This window comes from Methylophaga sp. UBA5088 (genome assembly GCF_002414625.1).
GTDB lineage: Bacteria > Pseudomonadota > Gammaproteobacteria > Nitrosococcales > Methylophagaceae > Methylophaga > Methylophaga marina.
Map to the genome: position 1 here is coordinate 32,248 of NZ_DIAC01000011.1, position 22,078 is coordinate 54,325.

Consider the following 22,078-nt stretch of genomic DNA (forward strand, 5'->3'; position numbering starts at 1 on the left):
CAGCACTGAGACATTCCACACCGGCCATAAACAGTCCAAAACCACTCCCAGTCATGAAAAAACCGCTGACATCAAAAGGTTCTTTTTGCCTAACAGGTGTTGATTGGGGTTGAATCAAAAAATGCGTAATAACTAAGATCAGTAATCCAATCGGAATATTAATCAGAAAAATCCATTGCCAACTCCAATGTGTGGCAATCCATCCTCCTAAAAACGGGCCCAGCACAGGACCAAATAGGGCCGGCCAGGTCAGAATCGCCACCGCTTTGACTATTTCGCTTTTTGGCGTATCTCGCAAAACAACTAAGCGACCAACCGGCACCATCATGGCCCCACCAAAACCCTGCAATATCCTCGACGCCGTAAAACTCAATAAGTCTGTACTCAATGCGCATAATACAGAAGATGTGATAAACATCAGTACAGCAAAAGAAAATACGCGTCGGGCACCAAAACGATCAGCCGCCCAACCACTTAGCGGCATAAAAATAGTTAATGCCACAAGATAAGCCGATACCCCCACAGATAAATGGGCTGCTGCAATATCAAAATCCTTAGCGATCGCAGGCAAAGCGGTAGCGATTATCGTGGCGTCTAACGTTTCCATAAAAAATGCCGACGCCACTAATAATGCAATCGCTATTCGTCTGTTGATTAGAATGGGCCCTAACTGCATGCCATACCTGTCAGTTACACAATATCGTCTACGACACCACCATCGACTCTGAGGGCAGCACCACTGGTCGCCGATGCTTGCTCAGAGCAGACATACACCACCATATTGGCCACTTCTTCTACCGAAGCAGGTCGCTGTATGACTGAACTCGGTCTGGCTTCCATAACAAAGGATTGACCGACTTGTTCATATGACTGGCCTGTTTTTTCTACTTCATCAGCTATCATCGCTTTAAAGCCGTCAGAAAGAGTCGGTCCGGGCAGCACACTATTCACTGTCACGCCACTTCCTGCTACTCGTTTGGCAAGACCACGAGACAGTGATAACTGAGCCGTCTTTGATACTCCATAATGGATCATGTCATCAGGAATATTGCGAGCAGACTCTGACGAAATAAACACAACACGTCCCCATTGTTTTTTCTGCATTGCTGGCAGATAGGATCGTGACAATCGCATGCCGGACATCACATTGGTTGCCCAATACGTATCCCAGGTTTCATCATCTGTCTCAAAGAAGTCCGCTGGACCGAAGATACCCGCATTATTGACCAGAATATCGACTTCCGGCACGACATTGACAAGTTGTTGACAGCCAGCCGCAGTGGATAAATCAGCCGCAGCAGGAATAAGTTTGGCTTCGGGCAGTTGTTGTTTGATACGCGCTATCGCCTTCTCTACACTCTCATCACTACGGCCATTGATAACGACCTCTGCTCCAGACTCGGCTAAGCCAGATGCAATGGCAAAGCCTATGCCTGCCGTTGAGGCTGTGACTAATGCTTTTTTACCGTTGAAATCGATTTTCATCATGCTCTCCTTATGAGTTATTTGTGTCCATTTTAGGTGAGCGACAATATTGATTAAATAGATATAATGTAAATTCACTATTTCCGATTAGTTAACAATGAAACGTATTGATGATCTGCTTGGATTAAGAGTATTTGAGAAAGTGGTCACACTCGGTAGCCTGACAGCCGCTGCCCAAGCCTTAGGCATTTCGCTCGCTGCCGCCAGTAAGCGACTGAGTAAACTTGAGCAGTATCTGGGTGTAAAACTGATTCATCGCAGTACGCGACGATTATCAGTCAGTGATGAAGGGCAAACGCTTTTTGATTATGCACAGCGGATTGTGTCGGAATTAGAACAGGCCGAAGAAGCCATTCTGCAAAAGTCGGAACAGATATCTGGCACATTAACCATTACCTCTCCCAACAGTTTTGGTCGACGTCATTTGGTCAAACTGATTGCTGAGTTCAGACAACTGCATCCTAATATCACCATCCAATTGCTGTTAAGTGACAGCATTGAGGAGATGATTTCAGAAGGTATTGATGTAGCTATCCGTTATGGTGAGCTGCCAGATTCCAGACTAGTCGCACGTCGACTGTTGAATAATGATCGTATTTTATGCGCGTCACCAGACTATCTTGCTCAAAATGGTACGCCTCAGACCTTGGACGAACTCTACCAACATCACTGCATTATTATTAGTCGTCATACTGAAATTAACTGGGCCTTTCCCACTCAAACCTTACACATTCAGCAAGCCATAAGTTGTAATGATGGTGAGGCAGCACATGCTATGGCATTAAATGGCATGGGGATTGTGCTGAAATCCTATTGGGATGTAGCTGAGGACTTAAGCACAGACAAATTAGTGCAAGTATTGCCAGAACAGGCTGTCATTAGCGCACCGATTAATATCATTACTCTGAAAAACCAGCATCAACCAGCCAGAATACGACTATTTATCGACTTCTTACTGAATAGTTTGCAGCTGCTACAGATGCATAAAGACAAATTCTGACAGTCTTATTTGCCAATACAAAAACTGGAGAAAATATGATCCAGCAAGTCTTCTGTGGTGAAGGTACCAGTAATTTCACCCAGTGCATTTTGTGCAAGACGTAACTCTTCTGCTAACAGCTCACCAGCGCCCATCCCTGAGAGGCAGTCATAACCATTGACGATAGACTGTCTGGCGCGTGCCAGTGCATCAAGATGGCGGCGTCTGGCAATAAAGACACCTTCTTCTTCTGGGTGAAACCCGACGGCTTGATAAAGATGTTGTTGTAATAACTCAAGTCCATCGCCCGACTTCGCCGAGAGATACAACGTAGGATACCCCTCTTCTTCTGTCAATTGCGTCAGGTGACCACTTTTATCAATCTTATTACGGATAATGGTGAGTGGTTTATTCGCCGGTAACTCAGCCAGGATTTTTCTATCCTGTTCAGTCAGCCCTTGGCTATCATCGATCAGTAATAGAATATGATCGGCCTGAGCCAGTTCATTTTGGGTACGACGAATGCCCTCAAGCTCAACGATATCATTTGTTGCATCATGCAAACCGGCCGTATCAGAGATACGTAATGGCAAGCCACCAAGATGAATTTGCTCACGCAGTACATCACGGGTGGTGCCAGCGACATCTGTGACAATGGCAGCATCATGACCCGCTAATTGATTATGCAAGCTGGATTTACCCGCGTTAGGCTGACCCGCCAGCACGACGCTGATACCTTCACGCAATAATCGGCCTTGTTTGGCAGAGCCCGTGATGCCTTCCAGTGTTTTTAATAAATCCTGAAGTTGCCTGTCGACTTGCGCTTCTGCTAGGAAATCAATTTCCTCATCGCTGAAATCAATCGATGCTTCAACGTACATTCTGAGGTGTGTCAGTTCTTGCAGAAAATCATTAATGCGATTAGAAAAATCACCTTGCAGTGAACGCATTGCACTTTTGGCAGCCTGCTCTGTTGAGCTCTCAATTAAATCCGCGACTGCTTCAGCCTGGGCCAAGTCCATTTTATTATTCAGAAAAGCCCGCTCTGAAAATTCACCCGGTCTGGCCATTCTGGCACCCAGCTCAACGGCTCGCTGACAGAGTTTATCCATCACAAGTGGGCTGCCATGTCCTTGCAGTTCGACTACATCCTCACCTGTAAATGAAGCCGGACCTGGAAAATAAAGGGCAATACCTTCATCAATCACTTCATTTTCGGCACTGCGAAAGTGTGTAAAGGTCGCATAACGAGGAGTCGGTAATTTGCCGCAAATTGCACTCACGATCTCAGCACTTTGCTTGCCTGAGATTCTAACGACACCGACGCCACCACGCCCAGGCGCGGTGGCTACTGCAACAATCGTATCCATCAGCGTCGCTTAGAGTGCGTCCATCTTACGAGTGATATACCACTGTTGTGCAATCGACAACACGTTATTCACAACCCAGTACAACACCAGACCAGATGGGAAGAACGCAAAGAAGACCGTGAACACCAGCGGGAAGAACTTCATCATCATCGCTTGTGCAGGATCTTGAGGTGCAGGGTTCAGGCTTTGTTGAATCCACATAGAAATACCAAACAACACTGGCAAGATGAAATAGGGATCCATCGCTGTTAAGTCATTAATCCACAAGATAAAGTCGGCTTGGCGTAACTCAATACTTTCAACCAGCACCCAGTAGAAAGACAAGAACACTGGCATTTGCACAAGAATCGGCAAACAACCACCCAATGGGTTAATTTTCTCAGTACGATACAGATCCATCATCGCCTGATTAAATTTCTGTTTATCATCGCCGTAACGTTCTTTCAGTGTTGCCAACTTAGGCGTCAACTTACGCATAGCGGCCATGGAACGATAACTGGCTGCTGACAACTTGAAGAACACTAACTTAATTAATACTGTCAGCAGTACAATTGACCAGCCCCAATTACCCGTTAGTTTATGTAACCACTCCATGACCCAAAATAATGGTTCAGAAATAATGGTAAAGATGCCGTAATCAACCGTTAACTGTAGGTTCTTGGCTACCGCTTCAAGACGATCCGCTTTTTTAGGCCCGAGATACATTTCATAATCGGCCTGCGCTTCACTACCAGGCGCAACAGATATTGCAGGCATTCTGACACCAGCAGTGTAGTTGGTACCATTGATTGAACGAGCGTAATAACCTTTCTCTTCCGTATTTTGTTCAGGCACAATCGCCGCCACAAAATAATGCTCAATCATTGCCGCCCAGCCATCTGTCGCTTTCTGGTTAAAAGGCTTGTCATCTAAATCATCAAATTTTACTTTTTCGTACTCATTACCTGTGTTTGAAAATACAGGGCCTGTGTAGGTATAGATAAAGTGAGAACCGTTAGTGACGTTATTGCGGTTAAATTGGGCATAAGGATAGGCTGAGAAAGCCTCTGATGTGTTATTGACCACTTTGTAGTCAACGTTTACCACATAACTATCGCGTTTAAATGTATAGGTTTTAATGACTGTTAAACCATTCTCCGCTTGCCAGTACAATGGTACGCTGAGCTCGTCCTGACCCTCTTTCAACTGGTAGCTCTGTTGCTCAGATCGATAGATTGCGTAATGTGTCGGCGCATCGTCATTAGAACGTAGACCTGATTGAGCCACGAAATACGCATCACTTTTATCACTCAGAAATTGAACCGGGGTATCCGGCTGTTCAGAACTGACAGCGTATTTAAGTAAAGCTAAGTTTTGAATATCACCGCCTTGTGTGCTGATGTCGATATCCATGACATCTGTTTTCACATTCACCATTTGTTTAGAAGCAACTGCTTGTGCAGCGTCAGGCACATCGGGTAACGCTTCTGCAGAGACGGATGGCATATCCGGTAACTCAGCATCATTGGTAACAGCGGCTGGGTCAGCTGCTTGATTCGATGTTGTATTTTCCACGGTTTGTTGTGGGCTGACGTAATCAGTTTGCCACGCCTGCCATAACAATAACGACACGATGAGCAGACCAAAAATAAATAGGGTTCTGAGATTATCCATTATGTTTCTTTGTTTTTAGTTCAGGTACAGGATCAAGTCCACCCTCATGCCAAGGGTGACAGCGGGATAGTCGACGCAAACCAAGCCAGGTTCCTTTGATGGCACCATGACGTTCGATTGCATCTATCATGTATTGTGAGCAGGTTGGATGAAAACGGCAATGCATGCCAGTGAAAGGGCTCAGTAAAAGTCTATAACCTCGGACGAGGATGATTAGGATTTTTGCCATTGCGCCACCACTGTTAACCAATGTCGCTCCAATGCTGCCCATATTTGAGTGCTATCTCGTTCTGTCACACCGGGGCGTGACAGCACAACAATATCGATATTTGATAAGACGGATTGATTCTGTCGAAAAGATTCGCGAATAATCCGCTTTAAGCGGTTGCGTTGATTGGCTAATTTCACGTGTTTTTTAGCTATCGCTAGTCCCAGTCGGGGATGCCCCACTGAGTTCTCAACCGTTAAAACCGTCAGGCCCCCACCACCAGTGCGTTTTCCTTGACGGAACACCCGAGAAAAATCTCCCGGGCGATTCATTTTCATGGCTCGGCCAAATGTTGCCAAGTCATGCCCTCCCTGAAGGATGTCAGAGAAGATTATGCTGACAGTCTTGCGCGACCTTTTGCACGACGTGCGTTAATAACGCGACGACCACCAACTGTTTTCATACGTGCGCGGAAACCGTGAGTACGTTTGCGCTTCAGATTGCTAGGCTGAAAAGTTCTTTTCATTTCACCAACTCCAGAAATATTGATTGTTTTGCTGCCTGCGGTGCTAACAGCAGCAAAAACCGCCGAGGCAAAAGACACGGGATTATAAAGTTTTAAGGCATAACAAGTCAAACCAGAGTGACTTTATTATTTCTGTGGTTATTTTACTTGCCAAAAAGCTGGCTTAAGGATAACTTTAGACGTCCTGCGTTACCAGCTATACTATTTCTCATACGTAGCTAACCAGCGCACCTCTTTTTTGTTTAAACCGGTATAAATCAAGGAGTTAATGTGTCATCACCCCTTTGGGAAAAATGTCTGTCCCATCTCGAAGGTGATTTGTCGGCACAGCAGCTGAATACTTGGCTTAGGCCGCTGCAAGCGATCGAAACCGAAGAGAACTTACGCCTACTTGCGCCTAATCCGTATGTTAAAGCCTGGGTACAAGAGCAACTTGAGACACAGATAAATCAGCTGGTTCATCAATTAACTCAAGGCCTTATAGAACAGGTATCCATTGAGGTAGGCACCATCGATCAGGCACCACAACGCCCAAAACGCGTTGTACCTGCTGCCGCAACAACAAACATCGATAAAGAAGAAAAGCCGGAAATTGTTAAATCCGAACCCGCACTTGGGAGTCCAATCAATCCACTATTTACTTTTGATAGTTATGTCGAAGGTAAGTCCAATCAGATTGCTCGCGCCGCCTCGCTTCATGTGGCAGAAGCGCCAGGGACAAGTGGTTATAACCCTCTCTTTTTATATGGTGGCACTGGTCTGGGTAAAACTCACCTCATGCTGGCCGTGGGTAATAAGATCAAACAAAACAATCCAAAAGCACGGGTGATTTACCTATCATCAGAACGCTTTGTTCAAGACATGATTACCGCCCTACGCAACAACGCTATCGATCAGTTTAAAAATCACTATCGCAGTGCCGATGCATTATTGATTGATGATATTCAGTTCTTTGCAAAAAAAGAGCGCTCTCAGGAAGAGTTCTTCTATACCTTTAATAGTTTGTTAGAAGGCCAGCGCCAAATCATATTGACCTGCGACCGTTTCCCGAAAGAAGTCGACAACCTCGATGAACGTCTACAATCACGTCTTGGTTGGGGCTTAACTGTTGCTATCGAGCCGCCAGAACTCGAAACTCGTGTGGCGATTCTGATCAAGAAAGCGCAACAAAACCTGATTACACTGCCGGAAGACGTGGCCTTTTTCATTGCTAAACGTATAAAATCGAATGTGCGTGATCTGGAAGGCGCATTGCAGCGCGTTCTGGCTTTTTCTCGCTTCACCAATCAGCCCATGTCAATTGATATGGCACAGGAAGCATTGAAAGATCTGTTGGCCCTGCACCAAAAGCTGGTCACACTAGAAAGTATCCAGAAAACAGTGGCGGAGTATTTCAAAGTCCGCGTATCTGAATTGCTGGCGAAAAAACGCACACGTTCTATCGCTCGCCCAAGGCAAATTGCCATGGCTTTAGCCAAAGAATTAACCAGTCACAGCCTGCCAGAAATAGGTGAATCATTTGGTGGACGTGACCATACGACTGTCCTGCATGCGTGCCGGAAAGTTGCTGAACTGAAAGAGTCGGATCCCCGCGTGGCTGAAGACTACCGTAACCTTTTACGAACACTGTCGAGTTAACCCGAGAGAATCATCATGCAATTTACTGTCAGCCAAGATACTTTAGTGCGACCGCTGCAACTGGTGTGCAGTATTGTTGAACGACGCGCTACGCTTCCGATCCTGTCTAACGTCTTATTACGTGTTCAAGGTGACCAGCTATCCATGACCAGCACCGATATGGAACTGGAAATGATTGCTACTCTGCCGGTCGCCGTTGAAGAAGAAGGCAAAACCACCGTCTCAGCCCGTAAACTGCTGGACATTGTCAGAGCCCTACCGGGTAACGCCACCATCAGTGTTAATGCCAGCGAAGGTAAAGCAGTGGTGAAAGCAGGGAAAAGCCGCTTTTCATTAGCGACATTGTCCAGTGATGACTTTCCGGATAGTGAAGGCGCCAATTACATGGACGAAATTTCACTGCCACAATCGGCACTGAAATCCTTACTCGACGAAACCAGCTTTGCCATGGCCAGTCAGGATGTTCGTTATTACTTGAATGGATTACTGCTGGAGCGTGATGACACTACATTACGTGCTGTTGCGACCGATGGTCACCGTCTGGCGCTGGGCAGCCTGACGACATCCACACCCGTCAGTGAGAAAAACAGCGTGATTGTGCCACGTAAAGCGATTATTGAACTTGGCCGCTTGCTTAATGACAGTGATGATACGGTTAAAGTTGCCTTCAGTAATCAGCAAATCAAAGTGGAATTACCGGATATTCACTTCACATCTAAACTCATTGATGGCCAGTTCCCGAACTACGAACGCGTTTTGCCTTTAGGTGGTGATAAAGAAGTCTTAGCTGATCGTGATGAATTGAAACAAGCCTTATCTCGTGCAGCTATTTTGTCTAATGATAAACATCGCAGCGTGCGTATCAATTTAGAGACAGATCAATTAAAAGCCACAGTCACTAACCAGGAACAAGAATCCGCAGAAGAAGAAATCAGCGTCGATTACAAAGGTGCCCCATTAGAAATCGCCTTTAATAATGCCTATCTGCTGGACTTATTGAACGCGATTCCGGATAACAAAGTGAAACTGCTTTTCACTGACGAGACCAGCAGTGCCCTAGTTACACCTGCTGATGAAAAATTTGAGCGTCAATATGTCGTTATGCCAATGCGCTTGTAGTAAATGTTCAAACATTTCTTTATTAGTAGGCATTAAAGCGATTTTTATAGATGTACGTATTAACAGCAACGCTATCAGCAGTATGAATACAGGCTGTGCTCAATAAAGTCCAAACACATCAAACGGATGGCCAACGGCGTGAGGCTAAAGATGGCTCCGTTTGATGCTTTGTGAGCTCCTAGCTATCCAACTGCAGACATTCCTACACTCCAAGCCTGGTTGACCCAATAAAGCGCAACAAAGCCGTTCTACCCCCCAACAACTCCCATGAGTATGACATTAATTACGTCATGAAATAGTCCTCTCAATAAAGAGCTAGCCGCACAATGTGACGTGATTAAAGTGCATTTCAGCGTTGGCATTAACAGCAGCATTTTTTATCTACAAAAATTTCACAGATAACGGCCAAACCTGAACAAGGGAGGGTCTACTATGAAAAAACAATGCATGAATTACATCATGGCTTGCGTCTCAGTCCTGACATTGGCGAGTTGTGGTGACGATGAGTTCTCGCAAATCGATTTTGGTCAAGATGAAGCCGAGTTCACAGCGGTAACACCTGTGCCAGATCATTTGCGGGCCGGGATGCCAGAGGAGAAACCCAAAGAAATGCTGTCAGTTGCCGATCCCACGCCACCTGAAGTCTGGTTACTATCTTTATATCGGCAAAAACCCAATCATGATCCTGAACGTGATGTGATGTATTACCAGAAATTACTTGATGAGGTCCTGGCACATGTTCATGAGGATAAACGCGTTGTCAGCAATCGATTAGTACAAGTCACACGACAGTTACAAGACAAAGGCATTGATGCCGACCAAGATAGATTGCTGATTGATTTTTCTCACTATTTACCTAGTGTGAATGGTAAGTATGTATTTGGCGAACTCACTGCAAACTACAGCAATCTTCGACAACAAGACATGAATCATGACCAGGCCATGAAACAGTTGTTTGAGCTTATCTAGTCAGGGAGGATGTGATGTGGATTTTTTAATTCAAAGTTTATTTGTCTGGGCACTTACCTTAACAGGCTACGAAGACCCGAATTATCTGCCTGATATAAAAGCAGTCAGTCATCAAACACTCGCCACTACATTGTGTAAATCCAGTTACTGTACCGCAGTGGCCTATTACGACAAAAACACGGAAACGATTTTTTTTGATAATCGTATGGACATCAAAACTGATGATGGAGCCCGTAGTTTCATAGTGCATGAAATGGTGCATTTTCTGCAGCATAAAAACGGCAAAATAAACAGCGAAGAGCTTGATTGTAAAACACGCATAGAAATTGAACGTGAAGCCTATCGTGTTCAACAACTTTTTCTAAAAGAACACCACAAAGATACATACCAGATTGATATGGCTATGGCAGTATTACCCAGTCTTTGCAGCGAACAAACTGAAAATTTAAACTGAGATTAAGCTCTAGTACTGGCTATAAAAATAAGGCATTGAAATGGATATCATCAAGTGGACTGAAAAGCTGATGTCGATGGATGAGGAGAGTTGGCAGCGCCATGCCAATCCCTGGAGTGTGTATTCACGCTTTACAACTTTGCCCTTACTCTCTCTGGCTTTTTATTCACGCGAGTGGATAGGGATTTATTCGTTCATACCTGTTGTTTTGGCTCTTGTCTGGATTTGGCTCAACCCACGACTCTTCCCTCCACCATCCTCTACCGATAACTGGGCCTCCATGGCGACCTTTGGAGAAAGGTTGTATCTAAATCGTCAACATGTCCCCATTCCTGTTCATCACCAGCGATTTTGTGTTGTGCTACAGACGCTGTCTGTCATCGGCTTACCCTTTCTGATTTATGGCTTTTACAGTTTAAATATTTGGCTACTGCTGGCCAGCAATATCTGGATGATGGTGTTCAAAGCCTGGTTTGTCGATCGTATGGTCTGGTTATATTTGGATAGTCAGGACGATCAGTCATAACCTTATGCTGACTTTGATAACAAAACAAAAAGGTAATCCCATCAATCATCTACATCCTATATAATCACTGACTCATTTATATAGAGCCAAACAAAAACACAATGATGAATAGTACCCCCACGCATAAGCCACGTCCGTTCGTAGACCTGATGGTCAGTATCGTATTGCCATCCATTATTTTAATGAAGATGAGTGGTCCAGAAGACTTAGGTGCCAGTGGTGCATTAGTCGCGGCGCTGTCTTTTCCACTTGGCTGGGGTATTTTTGAGCTGATTAAATACCGTAAATTCAACTTTATTGCCTTACTCGGTTTAGTGAGTGTCTTACTCACTGGTGGCATCGGTTTATTTGAGCTCGATACGAAATGGTTAGCGATCAAAGAAGCAGCCATTCCTGCGATTATCGGTCTTGCCGTGCTTGGCTCAACATTCACCCGTTACCCACTTATCAGAGCGCTGTTGTACAACCGTGAGATGATGGACGTAGACAAGATTAAAGATCGTCTTGAAGAGCACAACAGCACAGCCTTGTTTGAAAAACGCTTACTCAATGCCACCTATTTATTAGCTGGTACCTTTTTATTTTCAGCCATCATGAATTTCCTGCTGGTGAAATGGCTGGTCACCAGCCCAACTGGCAGTGAAGAGTTTAATGAACAACTCGGTTTACTGACTTTATACAGTTATCCAGTGATCGCGATTCCCTCTATGCTGATGATGATTGGTATTTTTTATTATTTATGGCGCACGATTCATGATCTTACTGGCTTGAAACTGGAAGAGGTGATATCACCCAAAATCGCCAATAAATAACCGTATGTCCTCAGTCCGACAGGTTCTGCATCCAGACTACCTGATTCTATTACCCACGACACCCTGCAAAGTTCTCAGTTCTGCGGTGTTACACGGAGGACTGCAAAAGGCCAATGCTTTACTTAATATGCGTGTGGAGAAACACTCTCCACTCCCCTGTCTGGCGCCAGAGCAAACGCTATTAAATAAAGCAGAAGAACTCGCTCTACCCTCTCCCACTGTCGGTATGATGACAGCGGCTTCCATGAAGTCGTTAGGGCAGCATATTGAGAAACGCGGTGACTTAACGGTTGAATGCTGGGTAACGAGTGGTCTCAGTAACGTCAGACGAGTGGGTGATAAAGCCGATGATAAGACTGAGCCAGGTACCATCAATATCTGCTTACACATTAATCAAGCACTGTCCGATTCAGCACTGGCAGAAGCCTTGATATTACTGACTGAGAGTAAAGTCACGGCCATTCGCGATACGGATATTATCAGCCCGGTTTCCGGTCTCTCTGCCAGTGGTACAGGCACCGATAGTCATGCTGTATTTTGCCCTGATGCAGAACCTCAGCACCATTATTGTGGCAAACACACTACGCTGGGTGAGCTTATCGGCCGCGCTGTGCTTGAGGCCTGTTCAACCAGCTTAGGTCACTGTTTTCGCAGTATGATCAACGACTAAAAATAGGGCTTACAGCCTGTCGATAGCCGAATAATACTTGCTTGAAACCTGTCGCTATTAACGTATTACAGTCTAGATAAGCTTGGAAGCAGTATTTGCATTATCGTTAGCAATTCATTTCAGCTTGAGTTAAGGGTATTTTGTATACTAGCTCTTATGGCCTCTAAACATGCAACTCACGCTATCGAGCATTTTTTCTTTAAAGACGGTGCCACACGGGCCTTATTCCGCTGGCTGGATTTTCGTTTATTTGTCTCGCAACAGAATATCCAATTAACATCCTCTAAAAATACAACGGCGCAATCAGCTACCGATTATCTCCATGCCTGGCAGCAACAGGCCTCTCTGACAACTCCCGCTACAGGAATTTTACGACTTTTCAGCGTTATCGCGATGATTATTGGATTTACAGCCATGGTAGGCGTATTAAATGTACGAGAACACACATTCATAAATATCTGGGTTCCGCTCGCTCTGTTTGCATTTTTACCACTGCTGCTCAGCCTGAGCAGCTTTTATTTGTCTTTTTTATCACCGTCTAAACAACATTTACATCATCACCCCGTGATGCATTGGCTCATCAATAAACTGCAGTTGCAACCCTTTATTCCGTATAAAAATCTGTTATTACCCTGGCTTTTTTGGCAAGTACAATCAGCGGCTATTTTGTTTTCTGCCTCAGCGCTACTGTCTTTTTTTCTATTGGCGACATTTCAGGATTATCAATTTGGCTGGTCATCCACTTTCATCACTGATAATGCCACCATGACTCAAATGATGAATATTATCAGTTGGCCCTGGCAGTGGTTATTTGAGGCACCAACGGCTGAATTAATCCAGCAGACACGGTTTAGTGTTCAGACAGCTAATATAGCTGTCACGGCCAACAATAACTGGTGGGTGACCTTGGTGATGTCTATTGTGGTTTACGGAGTTTTGCCTCGTCTGCTCTTAGCACTGTTACTCCGTCATCAATTTATCCAGCAATTACGTCACAACATCCAACATAGTAGTGATGTAGAACAATTTATTGTTGCTCAACAACATCAGATGAGTCGCAATCCTATTCTGTCTGAGAACCTGACTAGCGAAAATACGTCAGTGCAATTACCCTCATCCAATACTGTCTTGCTTAGCTGGCAGCAGGCTGATTTGTCTTTTCCCATAGCAAAAAATCTGGGCACAGATGACTGGTTAAAAGATGAAAAGTGGCTGATGTCTGATGCCAGTCATTTTGATAAGCCTGTCTGGATCATGATTGATCCGATGCAGACACCAACAGGTGAACTGGCCGATAGTATTGAGTTGTTACAGCAACATAATTCTTCTGTCAGCTTAGTGTTATACCCTATCAATACGGATGACTCACGTTACCAACAGCAGCAGAAATCATGGCACTTTTTTGCCCAACGACACGCTGTCAGTTTAAAAGAGGGGCATGACAATGGCTGAATCAACGTCACATCCCGTCTTTGCCGTCGTCGGACATCCCAATAAAGGCAAGTCAAGCATTGTCGCCACGTTGACACGCCAGGATGCCGTTAAGATCTCTGAAATTTCAGGTACCACGACGTCGTCGCAAACCTTTGATTTGAATATAGAGGGGGTGACCCAGTACACGCTGGTTGATACTCCGGGTTTTCAACGACCACGGCAAGTCCTGTCCTGGTGTCAGCAACATGCACCCAATGCTGCCGAGCGTAGAAACACGATTCAAGCCTTTGTAGATGAGCAGGCAGCTATAGGCAGTCATAAATTCCATGATGAAGTTGAGCTATTACAGCCTATTCTGAGTGGTGCTGGCATTATCTATGTTGTGGATGGCTCTATTCCCTACAGTCCCGAATTTGAAGCAGAAATGACCATTTTGCAATGGACCGGGCAGCCTCGTATGGCTCTGATTAACCCGATAGGTGGTGAAGCTTATGTGCAAGAGTGGCAAGATGCGTTAAGCCAATATTTTAGTGTTGTTCGCGTGTTCAACCCCATGACAGCGGATCACCAAAAACAATTCACCATCCTGTCTGCCTTTGCTGAATTATATGAGCCCTGGCGTCCTTCTATTGAAGACACCATTGAATTGCTGAAACAGTATTTCGAATCACTAGAGCAACAAGGTGCTTTTGTCGTGGCAGAACATATTCAACGCATGCTTGGCCATATCAGTGAAATCAAAGTGCCTGCAGACTTTGTTAAGTCACGTCTAAAGGACAAGCTCAAACACGACTATCAAAGCTCGCTGCGTCATATTGAAGCCAGTATGCAACGCCAGCTTCAAGCCCTGTTTGCTCACCCTGAAATGAAGATGCAGTTACAGGAACTCAACGCTGATTATCCCGACCTGTTTGATACCAGTCATTGGTATATTTATGGCTTAGACAGACAAAAGATCGTGGGCTTATCGGCTTCTGCGGGTGCAGCTGCCGGTGCAGTGGTGGATGTGGGCATGGGTGGCACCTCACTGATGACCGGTGCCTTCTTCGGCGGCTTGGTATCTGGTGCCGCATCACTCTTCGCTACCGCCGCACCAGAAAACCTCAAAATTAATGGCATTCCCATAGCGGGTGAAACATTAAAAGCGGGTCCAATGAAAGAACTGACGTTTATTTTTGTCGTGCTGGGCCGTGCTGTTGATTTTCTGGAAATGATCTTACGACGCACACATGCCGATCGTTCAATTGCAGAACTACCTGAAACCAACCTTACTGAACGAATAAATCATCTACCCAAAGTCGATCAAGTTCAACTCACCCGCTTATTACAAAAAGCACACAAAGGCCTCAGCGAGGCTGAGTTAATCAAACTTCGCGACTGGGTATTAGTACTCTGCTTGTCGTCTGAAGCATAAAATCCGGTCAATATTGACTTGTTCTTAACAGCGTCTTTCGTAAGCTCATACAACTGTGTTTATCAACAATGGAGCTTGAGGCATGACTCGTCAATTACTGGTTTTATTGATGCTATTGAGTCCACTATCCTGGGCAGAAGCGATGCAAAACCTTGAATCACTCTCAGACTTAAAATGGAAAAACCGGCTTATTCTGATAGAGGCTGATCAGCCAATCCAACACTATCAGGATGAACTTGACCGACTCGATGCTGACATCGTTGATCGTGATATTGTGTGGTTTATTGTTAACGACAAGGACGTGATAAATAATTTTAACGGCAAACTCAGTGATAGTGCCGCTGATGAGATCCGTCAAACATTACAAAGTCATAGTAGTGCGGTTTTATTAATCGGTAAAGATGGTGGTATTAAGGCAACAGAGACCCAGTTAATACTCGATGAGCTCTTTGGCGAGATAGATAGAATGCCCATGCGTCAGCAAGAGCTACAATCCCGTTAGCCATATCCATTCCTTCCACTCTATCAATATGAATAATTGTAAGCACTGGTAGCACTATGCTATTAATGATTCATAATCCATATCGAAGACGGGTGTTGGTTTATCTTCTTCATTGTTGTTGGGGGGCGTATGAATATCATCAATGAGCTATTTGATGGCAGTTTTATGCCCCACGGTCATTGTTACAAATGGCAGAGTGACTTACTTTTTCTGCATGTGGTGGGTGATGCACTGACGGTGATGGCCTACTTTCTCATTCCTATCGCCCTTATCCAGCTTGTCAAAAAAAGAAATGATTTTGCTTTCAACTGGATTTTTGTCATGTTTGCCGCTTTTATTTTTCTCTGCGGCGTCACTCACCTCATTAACCTGATTAATATCTGGCATGGGTATTACTACATCAGTGGCATGGCAAAACTCATCACTGGTATCGTCTCTATAACCACCACAGTGATGATTGTATATTTACTTCCCAAAGTCATTGCTTTTCCCAGTATTAAAGACTTTAAAGTTAAAAATGAGCAATTATTACTGGCTAAAAAAGAGTTACTTGAAGCCAATCAATTATTAGAACAACGAGTTGAAGCACGAACCAAAGAACTAGAAGAGCTAGCGCGCACAGATGCATTAACAGGCGTGTTAAATCGAGGTGGTTTGATGTCCTGCTTGACGGATGAAATTGATCGCGCGACCCGCTACAAACGTCCATTAAGTCTATTAATGGTTGATTTAGATCACTTCAAATACGTCAATGATCAATATGGGCATCAACAGGGTGATGTTGTGTTAACGGAAGCTGTTCAAATTATATCCAACGTGTCCAGACACAGTGACCACCTTGGACGTTATGGGGGCGAAGAGTTTCTATTAATTCTTCCAGAGACGGACATGAATGAGGCAAAAAGCCTCGCTGAACGTATTAGGCTGGACGTTGAGCAACATTCATTTTGTCAGCAAGAAGGACACGATATTTCATTGACCTGTAGTATTGGACTGACGGAATATCAACCAGGCCAAACACAATCGAGTTTACTTCAAACGGCTGATCGCATGCTGTATAGCGCAAAAGACACCGGTAGAAACAGGGTCATTGTTAACGACAACACCGATGCCTAACAACCATCCAATGTCTATTACTTTTCAATAGACATTGGATAACTCAACATTAATGTTTTAGCTCACCCAGCACCACTTTATTATCCGTAACTTTTTTCACCACATTCGAGTAGTAATCATCTCTAAACTCATTAATAACCCGTGTGGCGACTGTATCCTCGACACCACTTCCCAACAACACTTCTTCTGTGAGTCTCAGGCTTGTTTCTAATGTCTCTGAAACTGTTGTGGTTGCACCCTGAGTAATGAGTTCTGCACAGTGTTTTCTATCTCGAGCACGTGCATGTATTGGCATCTCTGGATAATACTGACGCACTTGAGCCACTAATCTATCTACCTGAGCAGGGTTGTCCAGGGCCACAACAATCATTTTGGCTCGATCGGCACCAGCGGCCTGTAAGACTTTTACTTTACTGGCATCACCAAAGAAAACCGGAAATCCCTGTGCTCTGGCATCCTTTACCCGATGCTGACGCATATCTAACGCGATATACGGTACGCCGGCAGCGCCCAATAAGGTACCTACACGCGCACCAACCCGGCCAAAACCGGCCAGAATCACATGCTCTTGATCATGTTCGATGAACTCAGTGGTATAGTCTTCTTCGCTTTTCTCTGCATCTGGTGTGTAAAACTTCAGTAATAGGAAGTTTGTTGAGCGAACAACAAATGGTGTTAACACCATCGTTAAAGCAATGACCAACGTCAGAATATCGCTGACCGTAGTTTCCAATAAGCCTAATGAAGCCGCAAAGCTAAACAAAACAAAACCAAACTCACCACTTTGAGATAATAAAGCACCGGTTTGTAAAGAAATATCGTGACGTGCTCCTGCAATCCGGGCCAGGATGTAAACCACAACGGTTTTAATGGTCATCAGCCCCCAAGTCAGTAACAGAATATCACCCAGTCGCTCCCACAATAGACTGAAATCAATCCCCATGCCCACGGTCATGAAGAACAAACCTAACAAGATACCGCGGAAAGGCAGAATATCAGCTTCTATCTGATGTCTGTACTGAGACTCAGCCAGCATCACCCCAGCAAGGAAAGCCCCAAGCGCCATGGAGAAACCTACACTTTGCATAATCCAGGCAACGCCAAGCACCAAAAGCACGGCGACAGCAATGAAAACTTCCGGATCCTGACTGGCGACTATTCTCGCTAACACTGGATTAAGCAGGTAACGTCCAGCAAACAACAGAGCAATAATGACCAGAATACCGATCAGTGGATTGATATCTGGCCCGACCACTTCTGCACCATTGCCTACGGCAAGATAGGACACCAGAGCCAATAAAGGCACCACGGCGATATCTTGCAACAACAGTACTGAGAATGACATTCGGCCCATAACAGTGGAAATACCGCCACGTTCCGACAAGAGTTTTAAACAAAATGCGGTGGATGATAGGGCTAAACCAAAACCAATGATGATGGCACTGTGATTATCCAGACCTAACCAGATAGCAATGCCATAAATAGTACCTGCTGTAATCAAAACCTGAGCAAGCCCCAGCCCCAGCACCATTTTACGCATTTGCCAGAGTTTATCTGGCTTGAGTTCTATCCCTAAAACAAACAGTAAGAAAATGACACCAAACTCGGCGAGATGGCGAATATCTTCAACCTCAGTAATAACACCCAGCCCCCATGGACCAAGAATCATACCGGCCGTTAAATACCCCAAAATCGCGCCCAAACGAATGGCATGAAACGTCGGAATAATAATTACCGTGGCCAATAATAAAGCCAGAATTTCTACCAGATAATGGCCGCCTGCTTCTTGCACAAATTATCCCTTTACTAATTAAACCGTGGTACGAGGACTTAGCATTAACAGCAGTCCTTGTTTGTAGGTATCGGCAGCGGCCTCTTTTTTATCTTGTGCCAGCTGAACTTCAGCTAATACCTGATATGTCTCACCCTTGGCGCCGAGACGAATACTCTGTTGTAAATATTCTTCTGCCTTAGTCCATAACTCATTGGCTGCTGCCAGACGCCCAACCGTCAATAACAGGCAGGCATTATCCGGATAGGCTTTCAGCCATTTTTCTGCTGTCGCCAGGCGAGCCAGCACATCCCCCTGAGTAAGTACACCATAGATGTATACCAGCTTTTCACTCCAGTTATGCCGCATGTACTGCTCAATCTGAGCAATCGCCTGTTCTTCCTGCTGTTGCTCAATCAAACCATTGACATAAGGCACGAGCATGGCTTCTGTCTGACGTGATTTACTGGATGATTTTTCCCAAACCTCTGACATTCTTTGCCAGTCTTGTTTCACTAAAGCCGTCTCTAATTGCCCCACTGCCGCTTCTTGATCCAAACTCGCTACTTCCTTTCTTTCAAGGACATGGCGTTTACGTAAATCGGGCAAAACCGACTGGACTTCCTGCCATTGCTCCATGTCCTGATATAAGGACTGCAATAACTGCAATACATAAGGATGTTTGGGAGCCACTTCACGCAGATGCTGAAGTGTCGCCAAGGCCTGCTCTTTTTGCCCTGCTGACAACTGCAGTTCTGCCTGTACGACACCGACGGCAATATCAGCGCCTTCAGTGGTTTCATGAGCTAAACGGAGGTAATTGTCACGGCGCTCTGGTGCCTGTTGTTTTTGCGCTGCCCGGGCAGCAGCCAGATAGTGAAGCAAAGGCGTTTCGCTATGGGTCGCATGGCGAACCAAAGTCCGTTCAGCTTCGGTCCAGCGTCCTTCTTCGAGCGTAATCAATCCTCGTGTCAGCGCACGGTTAGCACGTTTTTGTCTTTGCGTAGTTTTCCAGGCACTGATTCTTTTGGGCGTCTGTCTTAATAGAATCAGACTTCGTAAGGCTAAATAGCCTGCAACAACTAAAATGACATAAATGGCGGTAAACACGACCAGTGATGTTTCGAGACTCCATTGTCCGTACTGGAGTAACACAAAACCCGGTTCAAAATCAGCCGCCCAAATAGCCGCCACACCCAATGCTAAAGCTAAAGCGATGATAATCAGCATTTTCATTGCTGATACTCCTCTAGCCAGTTCAGTGAGCCTGAGATATCAGGAATAGATACATCAATGTTTTGTTCAGCCAGTGAATTCAGTGTTTCCAACATGGCATCACGTTCGTCACCCGTAAAATAATGTTCCAACCAAGTGATAGCTGTTTTCAAACTGTGCTGAAAACTATCCGTATCCGCATTCAGTAATGCCAGCCTTGCGCTTTCCAACTGTAGTCGCAGGTTCTGGTATAGGAAGTAACGCTGCTCTGGCGCCAAAACAGCCGCTTCACCTGATTGTTCATGACGAATCACCACCAGAGATCGCAATTGCTGCCAAATATCCGAGAGCGCTTCTTTCCACGCAGGTGTGTCTGTCACGGCTATATCAGCCGTCTCTGAAGAAGCAGAAAAATCGACCTCAGGGCCTTTTTTAACACGTAATTGATTGACATGAGCTGCTAGGGTTTGCAGTTGAATGGCCATGCCCGAAATATCAGAGGTCGTGAGTGATTGTAATGTTAATAATTCTTCTGCTATCTCAGCCCGCAGAGGATGAAGTCGATAATCAGAGAGGGCTTCTAACTGTTTATCCGCCATAATCAAAGCTTGAATGGCGCCTTTCGCATCGTGTGCTAATACAGCGCGTTGGTTGGCGACGTTGAGCAGATATTTCACTTCCTGCAAAGCCCATCGTTTTTGCAGCTCAGCATTCGATAACTGCTGCTTATCATTCAGTTGCTGTAATTTTTCTGCTAACTGCTTTTGATCCGTATCGAGTCGTCCCAATTGTTGTCGGTGTTGTTCTACTCTTGATTGCCAGTTTCCGTTTTGGCTGGATAATTCGTTCAGGGAAGATTGAATATCTGCTTTTTGTTGCTGCAGCTGTTGATAGAACCAGGCGATGCTAGCGGCGGAGAGAAGTACCACCACGACCAGTGCAACCCAAATCCAGCGATAGACTTGTGCATCCTGCTTATTTTTTTCCAGTAACTCCGCATCTTGCACGTTGTTATCAATCGTTTGCTTTGCGTCTTTATCTGCCATGTTAATCGTCCATATTTATCAGAGTATCAACAACTGCATTATCGCTGGCATCGGCTGATACATAAATGGTTTTGAAGCCTCGTGAGGAGGCATGCTGTTTTATCCTATCACTGACGACCGTCAATGGTTTATCTAACAAATCTGGCCATGTATTCATGAAGATACTACAAAGATTATCAACACCTGCCACACTGGTACAGATCACTTTGTCTGCCATCATGGCCTGCTTGAGTTTTGCTGCCGTTGGTTGAGCTAAAACACGTTGATAAACTTCAATATAAGTAATATTAGCACCTCTGGCTGTTAAGGTATCAGCCATATGCTCCCTGCCGCCATTACCTCGCACAATCAGAATCTGTTTACCTCTGACTTGTGATGCCTGCATCAACGGCATCTGCAGCAAACCTTCACTTCCATTTGATATTTCAGGCTGACAATCGACCGGTATATCATGCTCACGCATAGCCTGTGCGGTCCCCTCACCCACCGCAGCAAATTGGCATAACTTGGGCAGTTCGTGTCCCCAGCCAGCAATAAAGCTCTCTACCGCGTTACGACTAACAAATATCAACCAGTCAAATTGGTCGATATTGATCGTCTGCCAATGCTTTTTTGCAACCGCTTCAATATCAATCACTGGCAGAATCAGTGGCTTACCTCCAGCGGCCTCAACCAGCTCAGCCAGTGCTTGGCACTGATGTTGAGGGCGGGTCACAAGAATCTGCTGCCCCGCCAATGGCAGTTTACTCACCGTAGACATCTGCCAGAATTTTATCGGCACCCTTCGCCAGCAACATTTCAGCGACTTGAATTCCTAATTTTTCAGCATCTGTTGCTTTACCGCGAACTTCAGCTGTGACCGTGTTAGTCCCATCTGGCTGACCGACCAAGCCTCGCAGCCAAACGTTATCATCATCTAACATCGCATAACCGGCGATGGGTACCTGACAGCCACCGGACAGACGTTTGTTCAAGGCTCGTTCAGCACGCAGCACAATGGCGGTTTGATCACAATGTAATGGAGCAATAAGCGCGTTCATTTCTTCATCATCCACGCGAGTTTCAATACCCAACGCACCTTGTCCAATCGCAGGTAAACTTTGCTCTGGTGTTAATGCGCTGCGAATACGGTAATCAAAACCGAGACGTTTTAATCCCGCCATCGCCAGAA

General features: G+C 45.2%; 23 protein-coding genes and 1 pseudogene. 12 read left to right on the forward strand and 12 right to left on the reverse strand.

The genetic code is table 11. The features are described 5' to 3' along the window. Both B4K20_RS01675 and B4K20_RS01680 read right to left on the reverse strand, forming a co-directional pair. Positions 1-676, reverse strand: a 676-nt coding sequence (locus B4K20_RS01675; RefSeq protein WP_289281666.1) for an MFS transporter, incomplete at its 3' end; no start/stop codon positions are given. 14 nt (positions 677-690) lie between these two features. Beyond that, a complete protein-coding gene (locus B4K20_RS01680) occupies positions 691-1,485 on the reverse strand; it encodes an SDR family NAD(P)-dependent oxidoreductase (RefSeq protein WP_289244224.1) in 795 nt (264 codons plus the stop codon). A gap of 97 nt (positions 1,486-1,582) precedes the next feature. Here B4K20_RS01680 and B4K20_RS01685 point away from each other — a divergent pair, with 97 nt between their 5' ends. After that, positions 1,583-2,485: a LysR family transcriptional regulator gene (locus tag B4K20_RS01685; RefSeq protein ID WP_289281667.1), complete on the forward strand. Its 903-nt coding sequence runs from the start codon at positions 1,583-1,585 to the stop codon at positions 2,483-2,485. A 5-nt stretch (positions 2,486-2,490) separates the two neighbouring features. On the opposite strand, the gene mnmE is transcribed toward B4K20_RS01685, so the two are convergent. Genes mnmE through rpmH form a run of 5 tightly spaced genes read right to left on the reverse strand, consistent with a single transcriptional unit; the run spans position 2,491 to position 6,221 of the window. Further along, entirely contained in the window at positions 2,491-3,834 is a 1,344-nt protein-coding gene (gene mnmE, locus B4K20_RS01690) for a tRNA uridine-5-carboxymethylaminomethyl(34) synthesis GTPase MnmE (protein WP_289281668.1), read from the reverse strand. A 9-nt stretch (positions 3,835-3,843) separates the two neighbouring features. Further along, positions 3,844-5,487: a membrane protein insertase YidC gene (yidC, locus tag B4K20_RS01695; RefSeq protein ID WP_289281669.1), complete on the reverse strand. Its 1,644-nt coding sequence runs from the start codon at positions 5,485-5,487 to the stop codon at positions 3,844-3,846. Beyond that, positions 5,480-5,716, reverse strand: a complete 237-nt coding sequence (gene yidD / locus B4K20_RS01700) for a membrane protein insertion efficiency factor YidD (protein WP_286303444.1) — start codon at positions 5,714-5,716, stop codon at positions 5,480-5,482. Before yidD ends, yidC begins: the two co-directional genes overlap by 8 nt. After that, a complete protein-coding gene (gene rnpA / locus B4K20_RS01705) occupies positions 5,701-6,054 on the reverse strand; it encodes a ribonuclease P protein component (protein ID WP_286303443.1) in 354 nt (117 codons plus the stop codon). Before rnpA ends, yidD begins: the two co-directional genes overlap by 16 nt. Before the next feature lie 32 nt (positions 6,055-6,086). Beyond that, positions 6,087-6,221: a 50S ribosomal protein L34 gene (rpmH, locus tag B4K20_RS01710; RefSeq protein ID WP_286303442.1), complete on the reverse strand. Its 135-nt coding sequence runs from the start codon at positions 6,219-6,221 to the stop codon at positions 6,087-6,089. A 270-nt stretch (positions 6,222-6,491) separates the two neighbouring features. Between rpmH and dnaA the strand changes: the two genes are divergently transcribed. From dnaA to B4K20_RS01765, 11 genes are all read left to right on the forward strand, one after another. Beyond that, positions 6,492-7,859 (forward strand): chromosomal replication initiator protein DnaA, encoded by a 1,368-nt coding sequence (dnaA, locus tag B4K20_RS01715; protein ID WP_286303441.1) that lies wholly within the window; start codon positions 6,492-6,494, stop codon positions 7,857-7,859. A 15-nt stretch (positions 7,860-7,874) separates the two neighbouring features. Then, complete coding sequence (gene dnaN, locus B4K20_RS01720; RefSeq protein WP_289281670.1) at positions 7,875-8,978, forward strand: DNA polymerase III subunit beta; 1,104 nt, start codon at positions 7,875-7,877, stop codon at positions 8,976-8,978. A gap of 432 nt (positions 8,979-9,410) precedes the next feature. Next, positions 9,411-9,947 carry a hypothetical protein gene (locus B4K20_RS01725; RefSeq protein WP_289281671.1) on the forward strand — a complete coding sequence of 179 codons (537 nt, stop codon included), beginning with the start codon at positions 9,411-9,413 and terminating at the stop codon, positions 9,945-9,947. 16 nt (positions 9,948-9,963) lie between these two features. After that, positions 9,964-10,401, forward strand: coding sequence for a hypothetical protein (locus B4K20_RS01730; RefSeq protein WP_289281672.1), 438 nt, complete (start codon positions 9,964-9,966; stop codon positions 10,399-10,401). 40 nt (positions 10,402-10,441) lie between these two features. After that, positions 10,442-10,927 (forward strand): DUF6653 family protein, encoded by a 486-nt coding sequence (locus B4K20_RS01735; RefSeq protein ID WP_286303436.1) that lies wholly within the window; start codon positions 10,442-10,444, stop codon positions 10,925-10,927. A 101-nt stretch (positions 10,928-11,028) separates the two neighbouring features. Further along, complete coding sequence (locus B4K20_RS01740; RefSeq protein WP_286303435.1) at positions 11,029-11,739, forward strand: VC0807 family protein; 711 nt, start codon at positions 11,029-11,031, stop codon at positions 11,737-11,739. A 4-nt stretch (positions 11,740-11,743) separates the two neighbouring features. After that, the gene (locus tag B4K20_RS01745; RefSeq protein ID WP_289281673.1) at positions 11,744-12,409 is read left to right on the forward strand and encodes an adenosylcobinamide amidohydrolase; all 666 of its coding nucleotides are present in this window, start codon (positions 11,744-11,746) and stop codon (positions 12,407-12,409) included. 156 nt (positions 12,410-12,565) lie between these two features. Then, the gene (locus B4K20_RS01750) at positions 12,566-13,861 is read left to right on the forward strand and encodes a DUF2868 domain-containing protein (protein WP_289281674.1); all 1,296 of its coding nucleotides are present in this window, start codon (positions 12,566-12,568) and stop codon (positions 13,859-13,861) included. Further along, a complete protein-coding gene (locus B4K20_RS01755) occupies positions 13,854-15,257 on the forward strand; it encodes a DUF3482 domain-containing protein (protein WP_289281675.1) in 1,404 nt (467 codons plus the stop codon). Before B4K20_RS01750 ends, B4K20_RS01755 begins: the two co-directional genes overlap by 8 nt. Before the next feature lie 82 nt (positions 15,258-15,339). Beyond that, on the forward strand, positions 15,340-15,759 hold the full coding sequence (locus B4K20_RS01760) for a DUF4174 domain-containing protein (protein WP_289281676.1): 420 nt from the start codon (positions 15,340-15,342) through the stop codon (positions 15,757-15,759). Between the two features lie 129 nt (positions 15,760-15,888). Further along, positions 15,889-16,875 (forward strand): GGDEF domain-containing protein, encoded by a 987-nt coding sequence (locus B4K20_RS01765; protein ID WP_289281677.1) that lies wholly within the window; start codon positions 15,889-15,891, stop codon positions 16,873-16,875. A gap of 49 nt (positions 16,876-16,924) precedes the next feature. Here the strand turns inward: B4K20_RS01765 and B4K20_RS01770 are convergent, their stop codons facing one another. From B4K20_RS01770 to B4K20_RS01790, 5 genes and pseudogenes are all read right to left on the reverse strand, one after another. Continuing rightward, positions 16,925-18,667, reverse strand: a complete 1,743-nt coding sequence (locus tag B4K20_RS01770; RefSeq protein ID WP_289281678.1) for a monovalent cation:proton antiporter-2 (CPA2) family protein — start codon at positions 18,665-18,667, stop codon at positions 16,925-16,927. 18 nt (positions 18,668-18,685) lie between these two features. Continuing rightward, on the reverse strand, positions 18,686-19,882 hold the full coding sequence (locus B4K20_RS01775) for a heme biosynthesis HemY N-terminal domain-containing protein (protein WP_286303427.1): 1,197 nt from the start codon (positions 19,880-19,882) through the stop codon (positions 18,686-18,688). After that, on the reverse strand, positions 19,879-20,907 hold the full coding sequence (locus B4K20_RS01780) for a uroporphyrinogen-III C-methyltransferase (RefSeq protein WP_289281679.1): 1,029 nt from the start codon (positions 20,905-20,907) through the stop codon (positions 19,879-19,881). The genes B4K20_RS01775 and B4K20_RS01780 overlap by 4 nt, the downstream gene beginning before the upstream one ends. A gap of 1 nt (position 20,908) precedes the next feature. Continuing rightward, positions 20,909-21,667, reverse strand: coding sequence for a uroporphyrinogen-III synthase (locus B4K20_RS01785; protein ID WP_289281680.1), 759 nt, complete (start codon positions 21,665-21,667; stop codon positions 20,909-20,911). Beyond that, positions 21,651-22,078, reverse strand: a pseudogene (locus B4K20_RS01790) (hydroxymethylbilane synthase); the annotation flags it as partial. The gene B4K20_RS01785 and the pseudogene B4K20_RS01790, both read right to left, overlap by 17 nt.

Coding starts and splice junctions, on each gene's coding strand:
- B4K20_RS01740 (WP_286303435.1), top strand. CDS start 11,029: ATGATGAATAGTACCCCCACGCATAAGCCACGTCCGTTCGTAGACCTG.
- B4K20_RS01735 (WP_286303436.1), top strand. CDS start 10,442: ATGGATATCATCAAGTGGACTGAAAAGCTGATGTCGATGGATGAGGAG.
- B4K20_RS01685 (WP_289281667.1), top strand. CDS start 1,583: ATGAAACGTATTGATGATCTGCTTGGATTAAGAGTATTTGAGAAAGTG.
- B4K20_RS01725 (WP_289281671.1), top strand. CDS start 9,411: ATGAAAAAACAATGCATGAATTACATCATGGCTTGCGTCTCAGTCCTG.
- B4K20_RS01680 (WP_289244224.1), bottom strand. CDS start 1,485: ATGAAAATCGATTTCAACGGTAAAAAAGCATTAGTCACAGCCTCAACG.
- B4K20_RS01780 (WP_289281679.1), bottom strand. CDS start 20,907: ATGGCAGATAAAGACGCAAAGCAAACGATTGATAACAACGTGCAAGAT.
- yidC (WP_289281669.1), bottom strand. CDS start 5,487: ATGGATAATCTCAGAACCCTATTTATTTTTGGTCTGCTCATCGTGTCG.
- B4K20_RS01775 (WP_286303427.1), bottom strand. CDS start 19,882: ATGAAAATGCTGATTATCATCGCTTTAGCTTTAGCATTGGGTGTGGCG.
- B4K20_RS01745 (WP_289281673.1), top strand. CDS start 11,744: ATGTCCTCAGTCCGACAGGTTCTGCATCCAGACTACCTGATTCTATTA.
- B4K20_RS01755 (WP_289281675.1), top strand. CDS start 13,854: ATGGCTGAATCAACGTCACATCCCGTCTTTGCCGTCGTCGGACATCCC.
- dnaN (WP_289281670.1), top strand. CDS start 7,875: ATGCAATTTACTGTCAGCCAAGATACTTTAGTGCGACCGCTGCAACTG.
- yidD (WP_286303444.1), bottom strand. CDS start 5,716: ATGGCAAAAATCCTAATCATCCTCGTCCGAGGTTATAGACTTTTACTG.
- B4K20_RS01750 (WP_289281674.1), top strand. CDS start 12,566: ATGGCCTCTAAACATGCAACTCACGCTATCGAGCATTTTTTCTTTAAA.
- rpmH (WP_286303442.1), bottom strand. CDS start 6,221: ATGAAAAGAACTTTTCAGCCTAGCAATCTGAAGCGCAAACGTACTCAC.
- mnmE (WP_289281668.1), bottom strand. CDS start 3,834: ATGGATACGATTGTTGCAGTAGCCACCGCGCCTGGGCGTGGTGGCGTC.
- B4K20_RS01765 (WP_289281677.1), top strand. CDS start 15,889: ATGAATATCATCAATGAGCTATTTGATGGCAGTTTTATGCCCCACGGT.
- B4K20_RS01760 (WP_289281676.1), top strand. CDS start 15,340: ATGACTCGTCAATTACTGGTTTTATTGATGCTATTGAGTCCACTATCC.
- B4K20_RS01785 (WP_289281680.1), bottom strand. CDS start 21,667: ATGTCTACGGTGAGTAAACTGCCATTGGCGGGGCAGCAGATTCTTGTG.